At 41.0% G+C, this 20,019-nt stretch carries 18 protein-coding genes; 4 read left to right on the top strand and 14 right to left on the bottom strand.

The genetic code is table 11. The features are described 5' to 3' along the window. Positions 1 to 20: 20 nt before the first annotated feature. The 7 genes from ACHCNF_RS15435 to ACHCNF_RS15405 all read right to left on the bottom strand — a co-directional run bounded on the left by ACHCNF_RS15435 (position 21) and on the right by ACHCNF_RS15405 (position 6,830). Positions 21 to 773: a hypothetical protein gene (locus ACHCNF_RS15435; protein ID WP_408070629.1), complete on the bottom strand. Its 753-nt coding sequence runs from the start codon at positions 771 to 773 to the stop codon at positions 21 to 23. A 50-nt stretch (positions 774 to 823) separates the two neighbouring features. Next, positions 824 to 1,117, bottom strand: a complete 294-nt coding sequence (locus ACHCNF_RS15430) for a DUF1294 domain-containing protein (protein WP_408070628.1) — start codon at positions 1,115 to 1,117, stop codon at positions 824 to 826. A 248-nt stretch (positions 1,118 to 1,365) separates the two neighbouring features. Continuing rightward, positions 1,366 to 2,244, bottom strand: coding sequence for a protease modulator HflC (gene hflC / locus ACHCNF_RS15425; RefSeq protein ID WP_408070627.1), 879 nt, complete (start codon positions 2,242 to 2,244; stop codon positions 1,366 to 1,368). Between the two features lie 6 nt (positions 2,245 to 2,250). Beyond that, positions 2,251 to 3,276: an FtsH protease activity modulator HflK gene (hflK, locus tag ACHCNF_RS15420; protein WP_408070626.1), complete on the bottom strand. Its 1,026-nt coding sequence runs from the start codon at positions 3,274 to 3,276 to the stop codon at positions 2,251 to 2,253. A gap of 211 nt (positions 3,277 to 3,487) precedes the next feature. Further along, a complete protein-coding gene (locus tag ACHCNF_RS15415; RefSeq protein WP_408070625.1) occupies positions 3,488 to 4,576 on the bottom strand; it encodes a S66 family peptidase in 1,089 nt (362 codons plus the stop codon). A 64-nt stretch (positions 4,577 to 4,640) separates the two neighbouring features. Next, positions 4,641 to 5,123, bottom strand: a complete 483-nt coding sequence (locus ACHCNF_RS15410) for a DUF5721 family protein (protein WP_408070624.1) — start codon at positions 5,121 to 5,123, stop codon at positions 4,641 to 4,643. Between the two features lie 45 nt (positions 5,124 to 5,168). Continuing rightward, on the bottom strand, positions 5,169 to 6,830 hold the full coding sequence (locus ACHCNF_RS15405; protein ID WP_408070623.1) for an amidohydrolase: 1,662 nt from the start codon (positions 6,828 to 6,830) through the stop codon (positions 5,169 to 5,171). Between the two features lie 257 nt (positions 6,831 to 7,087). Here ACHCNF_RS15405 and ACHCNF_RS15400 point away from each other — a divergent pair, with 257 nt between their 5' ends. The 3 genes from ACHCNF_RS15400 to ACHCNF_RS15390 all read left to right on the top strand — a co-directional run bounded on the left by ACHCNF_RS15400 (position 7,088) and on the right by ACHCNF_RS15390 (position 9,822). After that, positions 7,088 to 7,924, top strand: coding sequence for a DegV family protein (locus ACHCNF_RS15400; RefSeq protein ID WP_408070622.1), 837 nt, complete (start codon positions 7,088 to 7,090; stop codon positions 7,922 to 7,924). A gap of 355 nt (positions 7,925 to 8,279) precedes the next feature. Next, the gene (locus ACHCNF_RS15395; protein WP_408070621.1) at positions 8,280 to 8,807 is read left to right on the top strand and encodes a nitroreductase family protein; all 528 of its coding nucleotides are present in this window, start codon (positions 8,280 to 8,282) and stop codon (positions 8,805 to 8,807) included. A gap of 22 nt (positions 8,808 to 8,829) precedes the next feature. Beyond that, positions 8,830 to 9,822, top strand: coding sequence for an aldo/keto reductase (locus ACHCNF_RS15390; protein ID WP_408070620.1), 993 nt, complete (start codon positions 8,830 to 8,832; stop codon positions 9,820 to 9,822). Positions 9,823 to 9,896: 74 nt separating this feature from the next. Here the strand turns inward: ACHCNF_RS15390 and pulA are convergent, their stop codons facing one another. The 7 genes from pulA to ACHCNF_RS15355 form a co-directional block, all read right to left on the bottom strand. Further along, positions 9,897 to 12,605 carry a type I pullulanase gene (gene pulA, locus ACHCNF_RS15385; RefSeq protein ID WP_408070619.1) on the bottom strand — a complete coding sequence of 903 codons (2,709 nt, stop codon included), beginning with the start codon at positions 12,603 to 12,605 and terminating at the stop codon, positions 9,897 to 9,899. Between the two features lie 331 nt (positions 12,606 to 12,936). Then, the gene (locus tag ACHCNF_RS15380) at positions 12,937 to 13,296 is read right to left on the bottom strand and encodes an Hpt domain-containing protein (RefSeq protein ID WP_408070618.1); all 360 of its coding nucleotides are present in this window, start codon (positions 13,294 to 13,296) and stop codon (positions 12,937 to 12,939) included. A gap of 213 nt (positions 13,297 to 13,509) precedes the next feature. Beyond that, positions 13,510 to 14,580, bottom strand: coding sequence for a peptide chain release factor 1 (gene prfA / locus ACHCNF_RS15375; protein WP_408070617.1), 1,071 nt, complete (start codon positions 14,578 to 14,580; stop codon positions 13,510 to 13,512). A gap of 61 nt (positions 14,581 to 14,641) precedes the next feature. Beyond that, positions 14,642 to 15,520, bottom strand: coding sequence for a peptide chain release factor N(5)-glutamine methyltransferase (gene prmC / locus ACHCNF_RS15370; RefSeq protein ID WP_408070616.1), 879 nt, complete (start codon positions 15,518 to 15,520; stop codon positions 14,642 to 14,644). A gap of 25 nt (positions 15,521 to 15,545) precedes the next feature. Beyond that, positions 15,546 to 16,508, bottom strand: coding sequence for a DUF1385 domain-containing protein (locus tag ACHCNF_RS15365; protein WP_408070615.1), 963 nt, complete (start codon positions 16,506 to 16,508; stop codon positions 15,546 to 15,548). 222 nt (positions 16,509 to 16,730) lie between these two features. Further along, complete coding sequence (gene rpmE / locus ACHCNF_RS15360) at positions 16,731 to 16,940, bottom strand: 50S ribosomal protein L31 (protein WP_026510726.1); 210 nt, start codon at positions 16,938 to 16,940, stop codon at positions 16,731 to 16,733. Positions 16,941 to 17,108: 168 nt separating this feature from the next. Continuing rightward, positions 17,109 to 18,860: an MATE family efflux transporter gene (locus ACHCNF_RS15355; RefSeq protein ID WP_408070614.1), complete on the bottom strand. Its 1,752-nt coding sequence runs from the start codon at positions 18,858 to 18,860 to the stop codon at positions 17,109 to 17,111. A gap of 283 nt (positions 18,861 to 19,143) precedes the next feature. Between ACHCNF_RS15355 and ACHCNF_RS15350 the strand changes: the two genes are divergently transcribed. Next, positions 19,144 to 19,977, top strand: a complete 834-nt coding sequence (locus ACHCNF_RS15350; RefSeq protein ID WP_408070613.1) for a hypothetical protein — start codon at positions 19,144 to 19,146, stop codon at positions 19,975 to 19,977. Positions 19,978 to 20,019 lie beyond the last annotated feature (42 nt).

Here is a 20,019-nt window from a genome sequence, read left to right as displayed (position 1 = left end):
TTCACAGCCCCTTAATATTTTTACTCTTTTTTCTTAGCTGCAAGACGCCTTCTTATCTCCTTGATATTGCCCCTGTATGAGAAAGCAACCTTTATCTTCCTGTCATTATCCATCAAAACCCATCCAAAGCCTTCATTCTTAATGTGATTGACGTTTATCATGGCATTTTGTGATATGGGACAGATTGAAGAAAAAATCTCACACTGCTCATATAAATTGTAGATGTCGGTTATGATATCCAGACTTCTGCCCTCTGTGAAATATACAGTAAGCTGATGTTCTCCGATCATCTCCGCACTGATAAAATCATTCTCTGTAGCGTAGATGGTCTCCTTCTCACCGCGAAGCTCCAGAGTAGGAACAGGGTCACCCAGCCTCTCCTCACATTCAGCCAGGATTGCTTCCAGGTCCTTAACCCTTATGGCCTTCTCTATGAATAAAAGCTTATCATCAAGTCCGGCTTCCTTGGCAAGCACTTTATAATCGTGTTTTCCCGAGCACATGACCACGTTCTTAATTCCACCCGCTTCAAACAGGAGCTCTGCAACATCCATTCCATTCCTGAAATGACTGTCCTCCGACTCCGGTTCTGCCATGTCTACAAAAATAATGTCATAGAGCTGAGGAAACCGCATAAGAGCCTCTATATTCCCATAAAGATCTATGTAGAAGTGCTCTTTTCCTTCCTTCTGATATCTGTCAGACTGCCTTCTTAAAAGGCGCTCCATCTGCTTTCTGTCAGCAATATTATCATCAAAAACCGCTATATGCATCTTCCCTTAAAACCCCAAATTCCTGTTAGTCATAGGAACACATTAAAATATTATCTAAAAAGAACCTCTATAGGCGAAAGCTTGATAGCTACAACTATGCCTACCTGCAGCAGCAATATCACAGGCATTCCCACAACAAAGTACCAGTGCTTGGTCTTATGTCTGAAAATATACATTCCCAGAATGCTGCCAATACTGCCTCCCATTAAAGCCAAAATAAAAAGGATTGATTCCGGTGTTCTGAACGCATTCCTTTTGGCCTTCCTCTTGTCACTTCCCATAACAAGAAAACTTATTAAATTTATTATCCCCAGATAACACAAAATAAATTCCAACGAGTTCATGAAGAATATTCTAACTTATAAAAACGCGACGTGCAAGAAATAACTTCTTGCACGCCAAAAGTGACATTGCCGGTATTAGAAAACAAACGCTCTCATACAATCACCGCGCCGGAGAAACAAATGGGTTCCGGCATAGCGTGAGTTCTGCAGGGCAGCATATGTTTATGCAAACTTTCCCTGTTTTAATGTTCAGCCGAGCGCAGGCGAAAGTGGCTCGCAGGGGTTTGGTATGTGGAGAGTAGTTTTTATTAATACCCTATTCCGTACAAAAGTCTTGCAAGTTCTGAATCTTTATCAAGAATAACGGTCTTCTCTCCGCCGCTAAAGGATTGTTTCATAGCTTCAAGTGAACGCATGAAGTTATAAAACTCTGCTTTTTCAGGTGTATTGTAGGCTGAGGATAAGGTTTTCATATATTCTGCTTCACCTTCACCCTGAAGTGTAGCTGCCTGTTTTTCTGCATCAGCCTTTAAAATGGCAACGGATTTATCTGTCTCATTTTTAATCTTCTGCGCTTCTGCCTTACCTTCTGCCTGGTAAGATGCAGCGATATTGTTTCTCTCTGAAGTCATACGTTCATATACAGCAGTCCTGTTATCATCAGGAAGGTCCAAAGCCTTGATTTCAGCTGTTACAATTTTCACACCGTAACCTGCCATATCTGAGTTTGCATCCTCAGTGATGATCTTTGTAAGAGCCTCTCCTCTTGCCTCAATAACTTCATCCTGAGACATTGAGGAAATAGCTGTTTTTGTAGCATTATAAACTGCTGCCTCAATTCGCTCCTGTGCCCTTGCATCCAGCGCATTAAGTGTCTGTATATATTTGATGGGATCTGTGACACTCCAGAGTACATAGGTATCTGTTATCATGGACTTTTTATCCTTGGTGATAACGTCTGAAGCAGGTATGTCGTAGAGCTTGGTCTCAGCACCGATCACCTGAGTGTTCTGTACAAAAGGTGTGATGAATTTAAGTCCCGGCTCAGATTCAACCTTTACGATTTTTCCAAACTGCCTTACGGCTACATACTCTTTCTGATGAACTGTATAAAAACAGTTATTTAAAATAAATAGCACTATAAAGAACAGTATAATACCTGTTGTTCCGAATATTTTCTTTTTCATAGTTTATCAGTCCTCCGCATTATCCGCTTCGCTTTGAGTATCGCTTACTGCACTGCTATCTTCCGCATTATTAGCTGCCGCTGCTGCTCCTATTGCGGAATCGTAGCTTCCAAAGCTTTCAATAGGCATAATCTCCTGTGTCTTACCGTCAGTAATTATAAGCTTTGTTCCGGGTAAAACATTTTCAATCGACTCATAGAACATTCTCTGCTTGGTAATAAGAGGATATTTGCTGTACTCCTCGTACATGCTGTTAAACCTTGCAACTTCACCCTCTGCCTCAGCTATTCTTGCAGCCTTATCCGCTTCTGCATTCTGGATAATTCTGTCTGCTTCAGCCTCTGCGGCAGGAACCTGCTCGCTCTGATATTTCTTAGCGTTATTCACTGCTGTTTCTTTTCCCTGCTTTGCAGTTTCTACAGCCTTAAAGGCCTTCTTGATCTCATCCGTCGGGGGCTCTGCATCCTGTACGGATACGTTAACTGCAACAATTCCAATCTCTTCTTTCTGGAGCTTAGCCTGAAGTTTTTCCTTTACCTCAGCCTGGATCTGTCCCTTAGCGGTGGTAATTACCTCATCAACGGGATAATTGATAACCGTGGATCTTATGCAGGCAAGAGCGATATTCTTCATAATCTGCTCCGGATCTCCTGTATTATAGTAGTATGCAACCGGATCACTTACCTTGTATTCAAGATAAAAATCGATATCAACAAAGTTGAAATCAGAAGTGATCATAATTCCTTCGTCATCTACGGTAACGTTCTGTCCATCATTATCAAGGACATATCCTATTCCGATTCCATGTGTTGTCATGTCTACCTTGTGTACAGCCTGTATAAAAGGAATTTTAAAATACAGTCCTGCAGAATTGGTCGCAACCACCTTTCCAAACTGTGTTACTATAGCCTGCTCCTGCTCGCTCACATTATAAAATGAGCCAAAAACGATAGCTGCCACAAATATCCCCACAATAATAGTCAAAGCTATTCGTCCCGCATTTCCGGCTTTTTCTTTTAGTTTCCCTGCCATAATGCTTTTTTCCTCCTAAATATATTTAAATAATAAAATTGGTTTCTTCATCAAAAATGATACCATATTCACATGCATTTTTTATTGACATTTTTGCAAGAAAAATCAGCCCAATTCACCCTATTTGGCGAAAGTTTTCGGGCTGATCATCATTCTCAAAAAGTCTGTATATTCCTGCTTGATACTATTTGCTTTTTCAGTATAAAAAAGCTCACAGATATTTGATTTCAAGCTCATTGCCTCTGGCTGTGACGTTAGCCTCTGCTCCCATAACAACAGGAATCATCGGATCTATATGTCCAACATCAGCATCCATTATTATCGGGGCGCCAAGCTCTCCAACTACGTCCGTTACCGCATTGTAATGGTCTGCTCCCATCATCTCTTTGTTAAAGGCAGTAAGCGGTCTTCCTATAACAAATCCCTTAGCATTATCAAACCAGCCCGCCTCTCTCATATTCCAGATAGCTCTTCTGTAGCTCATAGGAGTAAGGTCGCAGGCTTCAAGCACCCATATTATGTCCTTATACTTTTTATTGAATTCCTTCATGTTGTCAAAACGTGTTCCCACAAGGTTAGCAAGAACATCTACGCAGCCGCCAAGAAGAATTCCACTCATCTGAATTTCAGTATTGGCATCTGCCTTAACAGCTCTACCGCTTTCGCAGATAAAGCTTGTAAGAACTTTTTCTGAATTGTACTCATAGGGCACATCAAAATTATACGTAGAATAATCTACAGGCTCTTCCTGCTTTTCTGAATTTTCTTCCTGTTTTGTGAAGGGATTTACAAATTGCCCATACCCTGAAAATTCTGTCTTTGTTCCTTCAAGGAGAGATACGGCATCCTCCTCCGGAAGCTCCCATTTTTTTGCAAATCCTGATATACATGGGCCATAAATACCCTGGACACCTGCTATGGTAACAAGAGGAAAAATAAAATTGGTATTGTCAGAATATCCAAGATACCACTTCGGCTTAGCAGATTTAAGGCTCTCAAAATCAACATTGGTGATTGTCTCATTCATGAGCTCACCACCACCTGCTGATATAATTGCATCCACGTCACTTCTCTTATAAAAATCCATAAGCTCCGCAGCTGCAACCTTGGGATCGGTATTTATGCCTATTCCGTCATTTTTAAACAGCGTTTCCCCTTCAATTATCTTGTAGTCTCTCTCCTCCAGCTTCTTTTTTGCCAAAAAATACATCGAACGATATGGTTCGCTTGAAGGCCCAAAGGATGGCGCAGTAATCCCTATGCTGCATCCGGGCTTAATATAATCCGGTCTTTTTATCATACTCTCCTCCGATCTCTTGCTGATATATCGGATAATCATATCAGAAACTCACGCAATTATGCAATTAAATTTCCTCATATTCTACATTTATACCGCTCAAAAAACGCTTCATATAATCATCCCAGATTTTTTCATAGGACTTATCAAGAGTAAATCCCGACAGGGCAACTCCAGTTGTTATGATTATATGCCCCTCTGAAAATCTGATTATAAAAACAAGCGATGATACAACACCTGAGAGCTCCGCTCCGAGAAGCTGTTCTTTCTTATCCGGGGTAAGACACAGAATAAATTTAAAAGATACAGGTGTGCGCTTACCCTTTATCAGCTCATAGCAAACGGGTCTTAAGCTCTTCCAGGTCGAAAGATCATATTCTGATTTGTCCGATTCATCCTCCCCGAAAAAATCCTCATTTACATGACCATCTATCATGTAAGTATTGGCAATTTTTAGCTCGGCACTGTCCATCAAAAAGCCGTCAAAGCTCTCCGATGCCAAAAGCGTCGACATAAACTGCCTGGTATTTTTTATCTGTAAAGCTATCATTAAAAGTCCTTCTTCTAGTAGTTATTCATTGGCCAAAATATCCGGTCATTTTATTTTTTCGCCGCAAATATACATTTCACAAGGGCTGTTATTACTAAAGCCCTCATGCTCCGCAGCAAGCAGGTCGTCTTCAAACACCAAAAAGTCAGCATCCTTACCTACCTCAATTGATCCTTTTGACTCGTCAATTCCAAGCTGCTTAGCACCGTTAATTGTATATCCAAGCATCATTTCCTCAATATCCATCTTCTCTTTTTCAGGAGGAAATGCCTCAGCGGTTATGGCAAAATCATATGCCCTTGTATTTTCCGTGATACAGCGCGTCATTCCTACTTCCATGCCAAGGAAGGGATTCCAGTTATAGCCAAAGTAGACCTCGTCACTTGAGAAGGTAACCGTAGCTCCGGTATCCCATAGCGTCTTGCATCGATACATTGAATGTGCACGTTTATCGCCCAGCAGATACTGCCATGTCAAAAGCGGTGTGCCTCCTATATTGCCCGCATGCCACCACGGCGTAAAATCAGCGAAAACTCCAAGCTTTGCAAACCTGTCAAGATCGGCATCATCCTGTATCTCCAGATGAGCACAGGTGACCTTTACATGGAAGTTATCCCCCAGTTCCTTCTTAGCAAGCTCAACGCCGTCAAGGATAATGCGCGAAGCACGCTCCCCGACTGTATGTACATGGAGATCCAGCCCCTCCTCGTTAAGAAGTTTTAAAATCTCTGCAATGTCTTCTTTTTCAAAGGTTGTGGCACCAACCGCACCTGTGTCCTCGTAAGGCGTAACCAATGCTGCAGTTTGAATTTTCAAAGTGCCATCCATAAAGATTTTAAGTGTATGAACCTTAAAATGCTCAGAATTGTACTCGCGTCTGAAGCGCTTGGTCTCCTCTATTGCTTTTCTCATGTTCTCAGGCCTTGTAAGAACATAGCAGCCGTCAACATAAACAGGAAGCTTGCCCTGCTTATCCAGATTGCGAAGACATTCATAAACTCGCTCATGAAGTTCTTCATGTTCAGGGAAACCGGCATCAAAGACGCAGCTCACACCATAATCCAAAGAATCTCCAATCCAATGCATAACTGCGGCTTCTATCTGTTCGTCAGACAGCACCTTCAGATGATCGAAGATTATGCGCCAGCTGGCAAATTCATAGATATTTCCTGTCACATGTCCGTCTTTTCGCACATAATAACTATGTCCCGGTATTATATCCGGTGTATCGTCTGTGATTTTGTGTTTCTCAAGGATCTTGGAATTCACCCATATACTGTGCGCCTCTAATTCCACGATCAAAATCTCACTATCGGCGCAAATGGCATCCAATTCCTCCTTTACAATATTCTCATCACCTAAGCAGTCTCGCTCCAATTGGAATCTATAGCGCTCCTGACCTGGATTTTCCTTAATGTATCCCTCAATAAAGTCCAGAACTTCTTTCTTATTTTCACCCTCAGCATAGACTCCCGTATCTGTAAACGCCACTCCAACACCTATACTTATATGAACATGGCTGTCAATTATGTCCGGCATAACAAATTTTCCGCCATAATCCGTGACTTCTCCTTCGTAAGCTGCAAGGCCGTCCTCGCCTCCAACATAAACAAATTTACCGTCTTTTACAGCAAAAGCCGTCGCTTTGGGACATCTTTTATCAGCTGTGAAAATCCTAGCATTTTTAACTATTTTATCCACCCTCATATTACCTTTCCTTTAAACATAAAGCGTTTTTCACTATTTTTTGTTGTTAGCATCAGATATAGTAATATTTTCTCTATTTGTCTAAAGAATTGTTCACTTAAAATATATTGTAACATCTATGATAGGTTCTTGCCATTCACATATTGTTTACCCACCTTGCTTTTCATGCTATTATATGTGGTATAAAAAACTACTTGGATTCGCAGACTTTTTTATCTATATATGTTCTGCGGCCAAACAGGAGAAAGAGTCGTAATATGAGTTATAAAATTGTTGTTGACAGTTGTACGGATTTGCCGGCAGAGTATCATACCGACAAACGTTTTGAGATCATTCCGCTGATCCTTCAGGTAGGCGACTATACCGTTCTTGATGATGAGAACTTTGACCAGCTTGACTATATAAAGAGAGTGGCCGAGTGTGAGACCTGTGCAAAATCGGCATGTCCTTCACCCGACAGATATAAGAGAGCATACGAATGTGATGCTGATGATGTATATGTAGTAACTCTCTCTTCCAAGCTCAGCGGAAGCTATAACAGCGCTATTCTTGCAAGAGATATTTATCACGAAGATATCGGTGAAAAGAACATCCACGTTTTTGATTCATTATCCGCATGCTGCGGTCAGACCAACGTAGCCTTCAAGATAATGGAATACGCAGAAGCCGGACTCCCCTTTGAAGAGGTTGTGAAAAAGGTTGAAGAATACCGCGATGGTATGGACACATACTTCGTTCTTGATTCTCTTGACACTCTTCGCAAAAACGGAAGACTTACCGGAATGAAAGCTATTGTTGCTTCCACACTTAATATTAAGCCTGTCTGCTACGCTATTGAAGGCGAAATAGCCCAGTATAGTCAGGGCGTCGGCATGAGAAAGGCTCTCATAAAAATGGTGGATCTCGTTGCCAAGCGAATTGAAAATCCTGAAGAAAAAACTGTCATGATCACACACATCAACTGCTATGAGCGTGCTGAAGTTGTAATGAACATGATCCTGTCCAAGGTGAATTTTAAAAATTCCCTTATAGTTGATGGTGCAGGCGTTGCAACCACCTACGCAGGAGACGGCGGCATCGTCGTCACTTGCTAACCACCCCCATTCACTTAATTAATAAAAGGGGCTGTGAAATAATCAGTCCATGAAAAAAAGAGAAGTAATAGCTGGAAACAGCCAATTACTTCTCTTTTTTCATGGTAAAATATTACCATGATCAAACAAACCAATTCTTGTCTTACTCTAAATCAGGGCGTTTTGCCAATGTTTATTTCCGATTTTGTGGGACATCTATTGCCTGATGTAAAATTTAATTTTGCGTCATAAGTTTTTTCTTCTTTTGATCCTAATTAATTATATAATTGAAAGGTCAGGCAAATGCTGAAATTAAGGGTTTATAGTAACTGATGAGTCTAAGTCAGATAAGTTTTACGGGAGGTATGGTATTAGTATGAATACTAAGGATTGTATTGAAAAAAGAAGCTCTACCAGAAGCTTCACAGAAGAAAAGCTCTCAAAAGAGCAGATTGACGCGATCATAGATGCAGGTCTTTTTGCTCCCACAGGACAGAACAAAAAGGAAATATTCTTTACTGTAGTTGACGGGCAAAACGAGATTCTCTCTGAGATTGAAGAAGAAAAGCATCGAATGAGGGGCGAAGGAGCTCAGGCACATAATTTCTATTATGAAGCACCTACAGTAATTTTCCTGAGTGCAGAAGAAGATTTCAAATGGAGCAAAGTAGACGCTGGAATAGCTGTTGAAAACATGGCTCTTATTGCAGAGGATCTGGGCATCGGAAGTCTTATCATCGGTTCCATATATGATGCTCTCCATGGCGAAAAGAGGGATTACTTCATGGAAAAATTGCAGATTCCGCAAGGAAAAGATTTCCAGATAGCAATTGCCCTTGGGTTCAAGGCCACCACTAAGGCTCCTCATGATTTTAACAAAGATGAACAGGTGAAATATTTGTAATAGTTTTATGGAGGTATTAACGGTGTATCAGGCAGCTACAGACAGATATGACAAAATGAGCTACAGAAGATGCGGAAAAAGCGGTCTTCTTCTTCCCAAGGTTTCACTTGGACTATGGCATAATTTCGGCGATACCGGTGTCTATGCCAATATGGTGAAAATGTGCCAGACCGCCTTTGATAACGGGATCACACACTTTGATCTGGCAAACAACTACGGCCCCGCTCCGGGAAGCGCAGAGTTAAACTTTGGCAAGATAATGAAGGACAATTTCCTTCCTTACAGAGATGAACTTATAATCTCAACCAAAGCAGGTTACGACATGTGGGAAGGCCCTTACGGCAACTGGGGAAGCAGAAAATATCTTCTCGCAAGTCTCGACCAGTCACTAAAAAGAATGGGACTTGAATATGTGGATATCTTCTATCACCACCGTATGGATCCCGAGACTCCACTTGAAGAGACCATGGGCGCTCTTGCAACAGCAGTAAATAGCGGCAAGGCACTTTACGTCGGATTATCCAACTACGACGGCGAAACACTTGAAAAGGCAACGAAGATTCTTGATGAACTCCACGTTCCTTTTGTCATTAACCAGAACAGATACAATATCTTCGACAGAACGATCGAGAAGAACGGATTAAAAGACACAGCTAAAAAGCTGTCAAAAGGCGTTATCTGCTTCTCTCCTCTTGAACAGGGCGTTTTGACTGAAAGATATTTTAACGGTATCCCTGAAGACAGCCGCGTAAAAACTGACGGAAGATTCCTTAATGAGAACAGCGAAGCTCTCAAAAAAGTAGAAAAAGTAAAAGCATTAAATGAAATCGCAAGATCAAGAAACCAGTCAATTGCACAGATGGCACTTGCGTGGGTATTAAAGGATGATGTGATCACCTCAGTAATAATCGGTGCTTCCAAGCCTGAACAGATCCTGGACAACGTCATTGCCGCAAAAAACACTTCATTTACTGAAGATGAATTAAATAAAATTGACGATATCTGCAGATCTTGATCAAATTGGTATATAAAACGAGTGCATGTTGTTTTAGTGAACATGCACTCGTTTTTCTTTTGCTTACTTATTTCTTATTTTTTCTTCTTCATAATGAAAGCACACACGCCTGCAAGGATCGCAGCACCTGCCGCAATGCAGAGGGCCAGACCTTTTTTACTGATATTTCCCGTTACAGCACTTCCATCTGCCTTTACCAGAATAGCTGATGATACCGGTGAAAGCTTAATTGTTCCTGATACTGTTTTTGATGAATTATCACTATCAATGCATATCTTCCAGTTTCCTTCAGGAAGATCTACTGTAGTTTCTTCCATATTTGGATTATAGGCAAGGAAGATTCCTTCAGCGCTTTCTCCTTCAACTCCTTTGTCGGAGTTATCAAGATGAAATGCTATTACGTTAGCATCAAGTCCTTCTATTGGTGTTACTCTGTTTGTCACTTCCTCTTCAGAATTAAGTCTTAGAAGACCATGCTCTTTTCTGAATGCGATAAGCTGCTTATAATACTCAAGATTTGCCTGATACTTAGGATCATCAAGAGTCTCCCATTTGATGCAGTTTATCTCATCTCCTGAGCTAAAGCTGTTTGAGTCATAGCTTCCGTCTTCTTTTTCTTTGGTCCTAAGGATTTCTTCTCCTGCCTGCATGAAAGGGATTCCCTCTGCCATAAGGTAATAAGAAGCTGCAAGATTGCTCATCCTGATCCTTGTATCTTCGTCCAGATCCTGTCTGGCTGTAGCTATTCTGTCAAAGAGTGTGTTATTGTCATGACAGGATGCATACTGAACAATCTGGGTGGGATCCTTGCTCCAGCTCTCCTTAGCCATAAAGGATGCCTGCAGCTGTCTCTCTTTTCCTTTTGAACCTGACACCCAGCCTGTTTCAGCTGTGTTAAACACGCTTCCCTTAAGGCCGTCGCGGATATTGTCATTAAAATATGCAAATCCCGGTGTCTTAGCCGATGACTGCTGAGTTGCAAGTGTCACATTTTCCTTGGTCAGGTCTGTGTTCATACTCCAGCCCTCACCGTAAAAAATAACATCCGGGTGAGTCTTGTGTACTTCAGTCACTATTTCATTAATGGTGTCCACATCAAGAAGGCCCACAAGGTCAAATCTAAATCCGTCAATGTGGTACTCATCTGCCCAGTAGCAAACAGAGTCCACAATATATTTTCTTACCATTGAGCGCTCTGAAGCGGTATCATTGCCGCATCCTGAACCGTTTGAATAACTTCCGTCAGCATTGATCCTTGAAAAATAACCGGGAACAAGTCTGTTTATACAGAAATCCTTGCCGCTGTAAACATGGTTGTATACAACGTCCATTACAACTGAGAGTCCATTGTCGTGGAAAGCTTTTACCATCTGCTTTGCCTCAGATACTCTGACCTGTCCGTTATAAGGATCTGTTGAATATGAGCCTTCCGGAACGTTGTAGTTTACAGAATCGTAGCCCCAGTTAAACTGCTCAGAAGTAGGTGAATTCTCATCAACAGAGCCAAAGTCATAGAAAGGAAGAAGATGTACGTGGGTAACACCAAGATCCTTAATGTAATCCATTCCTGTAGCATTTCCGCCCTCTGTCTTTGTTCCTGTATGAGTAAAAGCGGTATATTTTCCGGCATCAGCGATATTCCCTGCTTCCGATACAGAGAAATCTCTTACGTGAAGTTCATATATAACAGCATCATTGATAGGCTCATTTGCATGAGGATTAACAGCACTATCCCATCCTTCAGGATTGGTTGAAGCCAGATCAATAACCATCGCTCTCTTACCGTTTACGCCTGTAGTTCTCGCATAGGGATCGCAGGCTTCAATATTCAGGCCATCGATTATTGCAGTGTATGTGTAGTAAGTTCCTGCCATATCGCCATCGGCAACAGCTATCCAGGTACCATTTTCATCTGCTGTCATCGGAATCTTCTCGATCAGGTCATCTTCCCAATCCTTACCTGATTCATAGAGATTTAAGTTTACCTCTTCTGCAGTGGGTGCCCACACTCGAAAAGTTGTCTTTTCTTTGGTATAGGCAGCTCCGAGGTCATCTCCTGTGTAAGTATATTTATCTTCAAATTCATCTGTTGAGTAAATGATCGGCATATTTATTGCGTATTCCTGATCCTCAAAGCCAAGTCTGTAATTTCTGAAAGGATCAAGCTCTCCTTCAATAGTAAGATCGTAGTAGTACTCTGTATCGGATTCTTTCTTAGAAAGTGATACCCCTGTAACTTCCACGTCGCCTTGTCTTCCTGTCACATAGAAGGATTTTTCCTGCTCTGTGTCAAGCTCTCCGGTAAACAGAACCGTAACTGTATTTGCCCCGTCATAGGCTGCATTTTTCAACTTTGTACCTGTCACAACATCATCTCCATATTCTTTTTCTTCACCTTCTACGCCAGATTCCACATAGACATCCACGGTTCCCGAAACAACCTCCGATACGTCGATGAACTGGTCCATATCAACATCCTTGGTCCAATCCTCTGTACGTATGATGTATCCGATTTTGGTAACTCCTGCAGGTACCGGAATCGTGGCAACCATCTCTCCGCCATCTTCTTCGAACGGATATCCTGCTCCTTCCCCGCCATCAGACCAGCTCCACACATCCCATGGCTCATAGTCACCATCTTCTCTGTGATAGTGGAGCCTTATAGTAACCCCCTCATCAGCCCTTACTATCTGTACCCCTAAGTCAGATAAAAACATCGTAAGGACCAGAACCGCTGACATGAAAAATGTCAGGATCCGTTTAAACTTTTCCCCTTGTTTCACTCTAAAACCTCCCTTGCAAAAATACTAGTTGGAAAACGTTTTCCTATATGAGTTTATCACACCTTCAGGTTCTAGTAAATATATAGATTCCTGTTTGATGAACAGGGCAACGCCATCTTACAGGACTTTTAGTTACTTCATAAATGACTTGAGGTTCTTTTAGTTTCTATAGGTTACAACTTATATAAATATCACAATAAAAAGATGCGTCTCCAAGAAGCGGCCTAAACATAAAAAGCTTGTAGTTCTTGGGGAAAGGGGTATTATACACTTTTTTCCATAAAAGGAATAGTCCCGCATAAAAAATAGCAATAAAAGGGAATAAAAATTTTTAAGCACTGTATTTTTTCAGGATTTTTATAAGATCATCATAAGAAGTTTTAATCCGCTGATAGAGCTCCTCTGCACCCTCCAATGAACCTGCCCGGAGAATTTCTGTAAGCTCCAGGACATCCGGTCTCATTCCATTCAGGGCAAGATTCCCCGTAACTCCTTTTAGAGAATGACATCCCGCAAAGGCTTCGTTAGCATCCTTTTCTTTAAGACCATATGTTAAAGCCGAAAAGCTTTTGTCCTTCAAAAACTTAAACATAAAGGTTTCAACAAGATCTTCGTTTCCCATGAACCTGTCCTTGACATCATCCCAGTTTACTCCCCAATCTATAAGCTCCTGCTTCATCTGTTCATTCATTGCAGCCTCCTTATGGAAAAACGGAACTACCAACACGGCATTCATGTACACTTATTTTAACAATAACTCCGGCTTAAAAATATTATATTTCAATAAAGAATTAATAAAAAAGAAGTTTGGTTATGTTAACAAACTTCTTTAAAAAATCAAATAAATTTCATATGTTCATGACTTCTTGAAAGCAAAGATGAAAAAGCGTTCAAAATCTATGAATTACTCACTCATACCTGCAAGCTTCTCAGCCTGACTGGCTGTTGTAAGTGCGTCTATAAGCTCCTCCAGATCGCCATCCATTATGGAATCAATCTTGTAGAGTGTAAGGTTAATGCGGTGATCCGTTACTCTTCCCTGATGGAAATTGTAAGTTCTTATTTTTTCCGATCTGTCACCGGTTCCGACCTGACTCTTTCTAAGTGAAGCCTCCGCATCATGAGCCTTCTGTCGCTCGAGATCAAACAACTTGGCGCGAAGAACCTTAAGAGCCTTGGCTTTATTTTTTATCTGGCTCTTTTCATCCTGACAGGAGATAACGATTCCTGTGGGAATATGTGTCAGTCTGACAGCTGAATCCGTTGTATTGACGCACTGTCCGCCATTACCTGACGCTCTGAATACGTCAAATTTGCAGTCATTCATGTCTATGTTTACTTCAACATCCTCTACCTCAGGCATGATTGCAACAGTAATCGTGGATGTGTGAATTCTTCCACCCGACTCCGTTACAGGAATTCTCTGTACGCGATGTACTCCGCTCTCGAATTTAAGTCTTGAATACGCACCTGTTCCTGAGAGCATAAAATTGACTGACTTCATGCCGCCAATCCCTGTATCTTCAACGCTCATGGTTTCTATCTTCCAACCATGTCTGTCGGCATATCTGGTGTAAACCCTGTACATATCAGCAGCAAAAAGCGCTGCCTCATCACCGCCTGCGCCCGCACGTATCTCTACTATTACGTTCTTATCATCATTGGGGTCCTTGGGAATCATGAGCACCTTAAGTCTCTGCTCTATCTCAGGAAGCTCATTTTTTGCCTCTGAGAGCTCTTCCCTTAGCATCTCCTTCATATCTTCATCTGACTCAGCTGACAAAAGCTCTTCACTGTCAGCAATTGTCTCTTTGCACTTTTTATATCTGTTATATTCCTCGAGGATAGGCAATAGATCACTCTGCTCCTTCATAAGTGCCCTGAACCTGTTCTGGTCAGATGCAACACCGGGTTCCCCCAGTTCCATTGTTATATCCTCGTATCTGCGAACCATATCATCTAATCTGCTAAACATAATTACCTCATTTCCATATAGCTGTTCTCTTATCATTTTCTTAGAAAAAGGTTATGCATAGCTAATAGAAACATCCGCTGACTACTCTGTCATTACCTCCAAGGTCCTTTATGACCTGAACATCCTTATAACCGTTCTGCTCCATAAGTTCCTTTACGGCACTACCCTGGTCATAGCCTATCTCAAGAAGCAGATATCCGCTCTTGTACAAAAATTCCTTTGCTCCCGGAATTATTCTCTTATAAAAAAGGAGTCCATCCTCACTGCCATCAAGAGCCATATAAGGCTCATAGGTCTTAACCTCCGGTTCGAGTGTATCTATGACACTTGTGGGAATATAGGGCGGATTGGACACAATGATGTCAAATTTATCACCCTTTGCCATGCCAAGAGATTCCTGCGCTGTAGAAAGCTCCATATCATCGGGAAAAATGTCGGCTTTCACCGCCCTGAACCTGTCAGCGAATCCAAGTTTTTCAGCATTTTTATCCGCAATTAAAAGAGCAGCGTCAGATAAATCCGTCCCAACCGCTCTCGTCTCGTTGGTATATTTCAAAAGACTAAGCGCAATGCAGCCGGAACCTGTGCATAAGTCAAGTACACTCATGCCATCATAAATATAGCGAAGAGTCTCTTCTGCAAGCGTCTCAGTATCCTGATTAGGAATAAGGACATCACCTGTCACATTGAAATCAATCCCCATAAACTCACAGCTTCCGATGATATAAGCAACGGGAATCCTATCCATTCTCTTATCGATCATCTCTCTGTAGACTGATACCTTGTCCTCATCAACCTCCATATCTCCGTGAGATAGAAGGGTATTGTGGTCCGTTCCACAAGCATGCTCAAGAAGAAGTCTGGCATCCAAGGAGGCTTCTGCAATATTTACACTATGAAGTTTTTCCTCCCCCTCTTTAAATAATGATGCGTACTCCATCTTTTTTATTCCTCTTAAATATTCTTCACTGAGCTATTTCTTCCTCATTTTCAAATTTATATCCAAATGAGTCAGATAAAAATTCTTTCCAGTCAAAAACAGCCTCAACTGACTTAATTCCAACCTCTATCATCTCATCATCAGGCTCCTTGGTTGTAAGCATCTGAAGGCACAATCCGGGAGCTGAAAGAATCTTGATGAATATGTTATTGCTTCGTCCTGCAAGTCTGATAATCTCATAGGAGATACCTGCTATAACAGGTATGAGCACTATTCTCAAAAGTATTCTAAGAGGAATAGACTCAACTCTTATAAAGAAAAACAGCACAATGCTCACAAACATTACAAACAAAAGAAAGCTGCTGCCGCACCTCTTATGGAGTCTGGTGCTGGCCTTGACATTTTCAAGTGTAAGAGGCTTACCTCTCTCAAGACAGTTTATACATTTGTGCTCCGCACCATGGTATCTGAAAAGTCGTCTTATATCCCTCATACAGGAAATAAGAAGGATATATACTACAAAAATCAGTATTCTGAGAAGGCCTTCAAGCAAAACCATTAACGAATTATTCCTGATATATTCTGAAAAAAGAGAACTCAGATAATACGGAAGAACCATAAATATACCAATAGCCATAATAAAAGCTATTACTGTAGTGATGGTACTTGCAAGCTTTTCCTTTCCTGCCTCGGCAATCGGATCCTTTGCTGAGTTTATGTCATCCTCTCCAAAAAGGGATGCAGAAAAATTGAGAGCTTTCATTCCAAGAACAAGTGAATCCCAAAATACAAATACCCCACGAATAAAGGGAAAATGTGATACGCCAAGTTTCTCAGCCTTGCCAAGATAATGGTCAACCTCAACAGCGATGTCACCGTTGTCCTTCCTTACAGCTACAGCATACATATCCTTATTGCGCATCATTACGCCTTCAAGCACTGCCTGTCCGCCAATTCCCGAATAATGATTTATCTTTTTCTTCCCCATAGTGTCTCTCCTTTCCGCGAGCTGTGCATCCCGCGGAGCGCTTATAAAAAATATAATCCTGCTCTAAAATGGAATTTCGCTTGCGAAATTCCCGCACGCGAGCGGATTGCGTAAGCAATAATTTCCTTTCCGCGAGCTGTGCATCCCGCGGAGCGCTTTTTTCAACGCAGTTGAAAAAAGAGGTTGAGGCAGTAGCCTCAACCTCTTAAACATTTCCAGTAATTAGTTGTTAGAAGTCATACCATACTTACGGTTGAACTTATCAATACGTCCGCGAGCAGCTGTAGCCTTCTGAGTTCCTGTATAGAAAGGATGGCACTTAGAACAAATTTCTACGTGGATCTCCTTCTTTGTTGAACCTACTGTAAATGTGTTACCGCAGTTGCAGGTAACTGTTGCCTGATAATATTCGGGCTGGATATCCTGTCTCATCTTCTCACCTCTTTTATATCAATGATTCTTAATATTTTTCAATATTATACTTTAGTTACTTTTACTGTTTTATCACAACAGCTTGTTCATTGTAGCATAATATAGAAACAATCGCAAGAGCATTTTTCAAAATATGATAATGCCTGATTACCTAAATATATATCAAAATCAGAACTTAAGTGTCAATGCATTTATTCCTGCATTATTATAATAATCCATGCATGACGCCAGCTTCGACACCATACGAAGTCCTATGGCTTTTTCGGGAGTCTTTTCATCAAACATGTTTATATGCTCCCTGGGGTCAAACTTTCGACAATCATCAAATACTCTGATAGTCAGTTCATCCTTGCACACGATTCTGACGCTGATCTGCCCCTGTTTTCCGCGTATTACCCCGTGTTGCAATATATTCTTGGTAACTTCTTCTATACACAAGCTCGCCCATAGTGCCTTTTTGCCTTCTACATTTCTTGCCCTGCAAAAGTTCATTACAGCCTCTGAGGTTTCAGTTACATCTGCCATATCTCCAATTGAGTATTCGGCAAACTCATCCTCTTTTCCTCCAAAATCATCCGGGAGCTTAAGCAGGTCAGATACAGACAAACTCGTCTTTTTCCTCCACACAAAAACGGAAATCACTATGATAGCAGCAACAACTAAATCACTCCAGGTATTTGCCATCCACGCAGCATTTGCGCCAAATCGTGGCACTAATAAAAATGCAAAGATACCTGTTCCGGCTGTTTCTACAAAAGTCATGATATTTACAAGATTCATCCTGCCCTGTACCTTGTAGGAATTCATCAAAAGATTGATCAAAATGTTTATCGGAAAGAACCAGAAGCCCCATATAAACATCGTTTTCCCTAAATAATAGGCATTCGTCTGTTCAGTAAAAAAGATTCCGGATAACCGGCTGCTAAAAATCATCATCAATGCCACAAGTACAAAAGTGCAGGTAATTCCGATTTGAAATGCTATTTTAAAAACATCCACAAACTCATCCCTGTCTTCTTCACCATAAGAGAGACTAAGGAGTGTTGATTCCGCATTAGTGCATCCACCGGTTACCGTACCTGCTATTCCACACATACTACCAAGTACATTTGCCACAGCTATACCATCATCCCCTACATATGAAATCATTGTGTAATTGATAAGGCTGTTTTTTACCAGCAGCCCGGCTGTAAACAAAAGAGACGGCATCCCACGCCTTGCTGCCTCAAATAACTCTTTGAAGTCAAATCGGCCCTTTTCAAAGTAAATCGTATTTGATTTATTAATAAATGCCGGTAATAATATCAGGAACGAACTAAAGCTGCTTAAAGTTGATGCCAGGCCGATTCCAAAGGTGCCAAGATTCTTAGCAAAAAGCAAATCCAGAATAATGTTTCCAAAGAACATAATCGCCGTTGAATAATAAGATCTGTTTATTTCATTGTTGAATGAGGAAAGAGCTATCAGAAAAGCACTAAGTGAAGTGAAAACTATACTTGGTGCAAACCCTACAATGTAGTCAGCCAGCATAGTTCCAGCCTCGCCTCTGGCACCAAGTATAACAGATATCGAATTTCTTAATGCAACCAGAAGGATTGAAAAAAGGATACAAAAAGCTGTAATTGTCAAAAAAACGCTTTTAAATAAAGCTCTCAGCTTCTTTTGTTCTCCTTCTCCAATATAATTCCCACACAGAATTGCTGCCCCAATGATGAGTACAAAAACAAGACCGGTTATCGGCGAAACAGGAGAAAAATACCCCACTGCTGCCAGAGCTTTTGAACCAATATAATTACTGATAACAACATTGTCGACAAATCCACATACAGATGTTGCTACCAGGACTACCATACTGACAAGAGCCAGCCTGCTATAGGATTTACGTAAGATTTTTCGCTTTGCGTTTCTGTCTGTCTTCATACGCCAGCTATACCCTCCATGGAAGTCTTACATTTGGAATAGCATCATTTAACAAGTGCTAAATCAGGTATCAATGTGAACAAAAAAGTTAAATAAATTTAATTAATAGTATACCATATAATTGGGCTTGTATTTCAAGTATATACAGCGGATATGATAGCGCCTGCCCTATAAACTGTGAAAGCTGAGAATAGTAGCATATTTTTTCACACGCCCTTTTTCCCCTCCCAAAAGCATGGTATAATATGCCGTATTTACAATTAAATATTGGAGGAAACAAGAAATGAAGAAAAAAGTTTTAGGTTTGGCTCTTGCGTTGTCATTAGCCATCACAGGGGGAACAGTTGCAGGGAATGATAGTTTAACAGTCAAAGCTGCTGTAGTTAAAAACTTTGACAGTCCTGCAACAAATATCTCAATTGCTACTGCAGAAACAATTGAGAACAATTCTTTCAAAGAAGGTTCTATCTCTAAAAAGGATGCCTATGGCGCCAGATGGTATAAGTTTACCAATCCTTATAACACTGTAGCTGTTGCAGACGTTACCTTTTCACATACCGGTGGAGATGTATGGCCCGGATATGCATTCTACAGCAAGAACGGAAAAGCGGTTGAAGGCCTTGACTATTCAGGTTATTTCACAGGTGATGGTCTTTCAATCAAGGTAGGACTTGAGGCAGGTGAAACTAAATATATCAAAGTTGATAAACCAGATTGGAATGCAGCCTGGATGATATCTCTTTCCATACAGGCAAACGACGAAGCAAATGATTTTAAGACTGCCAAAACAGTAAAATCAGGTAAGAGAATCTACGGAAAGCTCGATTATGCAGGCGATGTTGATGTATTTAAAATAAAAGCTAAAAAGTCCGGAAAAATGACCATCAAAGTCACCAATAATGATGTAGGCGAAGATCTTTTCAGCAAGTTGGATTACACTATCTACAATAAATCAAGAGTAGCTAAAGCAAGTGATACTCTTAAGAAAACAGTCACCGGCAAAAAGGCTCTCCGAGTAAAAAAGGGTCAGGTGGTTTACGTTAAAGTCAATATGCATGGTGTATTAAGACAGGACCGTCTTGGTGAATACACTATCAGCACCAAAATCAAAAAATAATCAAATATACCAAGAGCCTGTTCATATCACACATATGACAGG

Source organism: Butyrivibrio sp. NATIVEDY162, assembly GCF_045999815.1.
In the GTDB taxonomy this organism is placed as follows: Bacteria; Bacillota; Clostridia; order Lachnospirales; family Lachnospiraceae; genus Butyrivibrio.
Note: the sequence above shows the minus strand (reverse complement) of the source record. Positions and strands in the feature narration are given on the sequence as shown.

Excerpts from the sequence above, each read along its gene's own strand:
- ACHCNF_RS15365 (WP_408070615.1), bottom strand. The coding sequence starts at position 16,508 with ATGGGGAAGAAAAAGATAAATCATTATTCGGGAATTGGCGGACAGGCA.
- ACHCNF_RS15395 (WP_408070621.1), top strand. The coding sequence starts at position 8,280 with ATGAATACTAAGGATTGTATTGAAAAAAGAAGCTCTACCAGAAGCTTC.
- hflK (WP_408070626.1), bottom strand. The coding sequence starts at position 3,276 with ATGGCAGGGAAACTAAAAGAAAAAGCCGGAAATGCGGGACGAATAGCT.
- prfA (WP_408070617.1), bottom strand. The coding sequence starts at position 14,580 with ATGTTTAGCAGATTAGATGATATGGTTCGCAGATACGAGGATATAACA.
- ACHCNF_RS15410 (WP_408070624.1), bottom strand. The coding sequence starts at position 5,123 with ATGATAGCTTTACAGATAAAAAATACCAGGCAGTTTATGTCGACGCTT.
- ACHCNF_RS15415 (WP_408070625.1), bottom strand. The coding sequence starts at position 4,576 with ATGATAAAAAGACCGGATTATATTAAGCCCGGATGCAGCATAGGGATT.
- prmC (WP_408070616.1), bottom strand. The coding sequence starts at position 15,520 with ATGGAGTACGCATCATTATTTAAAGAGGGGGAGGAAAAACTTCATAGT.
- ACHCNF_RS15430 (WP_408070628.1), bottom strand. The coding sequence starts at position 1,117 with ATGAACTCGTTGGAATTTATTTTGTGTTATCTGGGGATAATAAATTTA.
- hflC (WP_408070627.1), bottom strand. The coding sequence starts at position 2,244 with ATGAAAAAGAAAATATTCGGAACAACAGGTATTATACTGTTCTTTATA.
- rpmE (WP_026510726.1), bottom strand. The coding sequence starts at position 16,940 with ATGAGACAGGATATCCAGCCCGAATATTATCAGGCAACAGTTACCTGC.
- ACHCNF_RS15350 (WP_408070613.1), top strand. The coding sequence starts at position 19,144 with ATGAAGAAAAAAGTTTTAGGTTTGGCTCTTGCGTTGTCATTAGCCATC.
- ACHCNF_RS15355 (WP_408070614.1), bottom strand. The coding sequence starts at position 18,860 with ATGAAGACAGACAGAAACGCAAAGCGAAAAATCTTACGTAAATCCTAT.
- ACHCNF_RS15380 (WP_408070618.1), bottom strand. The coding sequence starts at position 13,296 with ATGAATGAACAGATGAAGCAGGAGCTTATAGATTGGGGAGTAAACTGG.
- ACHCNF_RS15400 (WP_408070622.1), top strand. The coding sequence starts at position 7,088 with ATGAGTTATAAAATTGTTGTTGACAGTTGTACGGATTTGCCGGCAGAG.
- ACHCNF_RS15435 (WP_408070629.1), bottom strand. The coding sequence starts at position 773 with ATGCATATAGCGGTTTTTGATGATAATATTGCTGACAGAAAGCAGATG.
- ACHCNF_RS15405 (WP_408070623.1), bottom strand. The coding sequence starts at position 6,830 with ATGAGGGTGGATAAAATAGTTAAAAATGCTAGGATTTTCACAGCTGAT.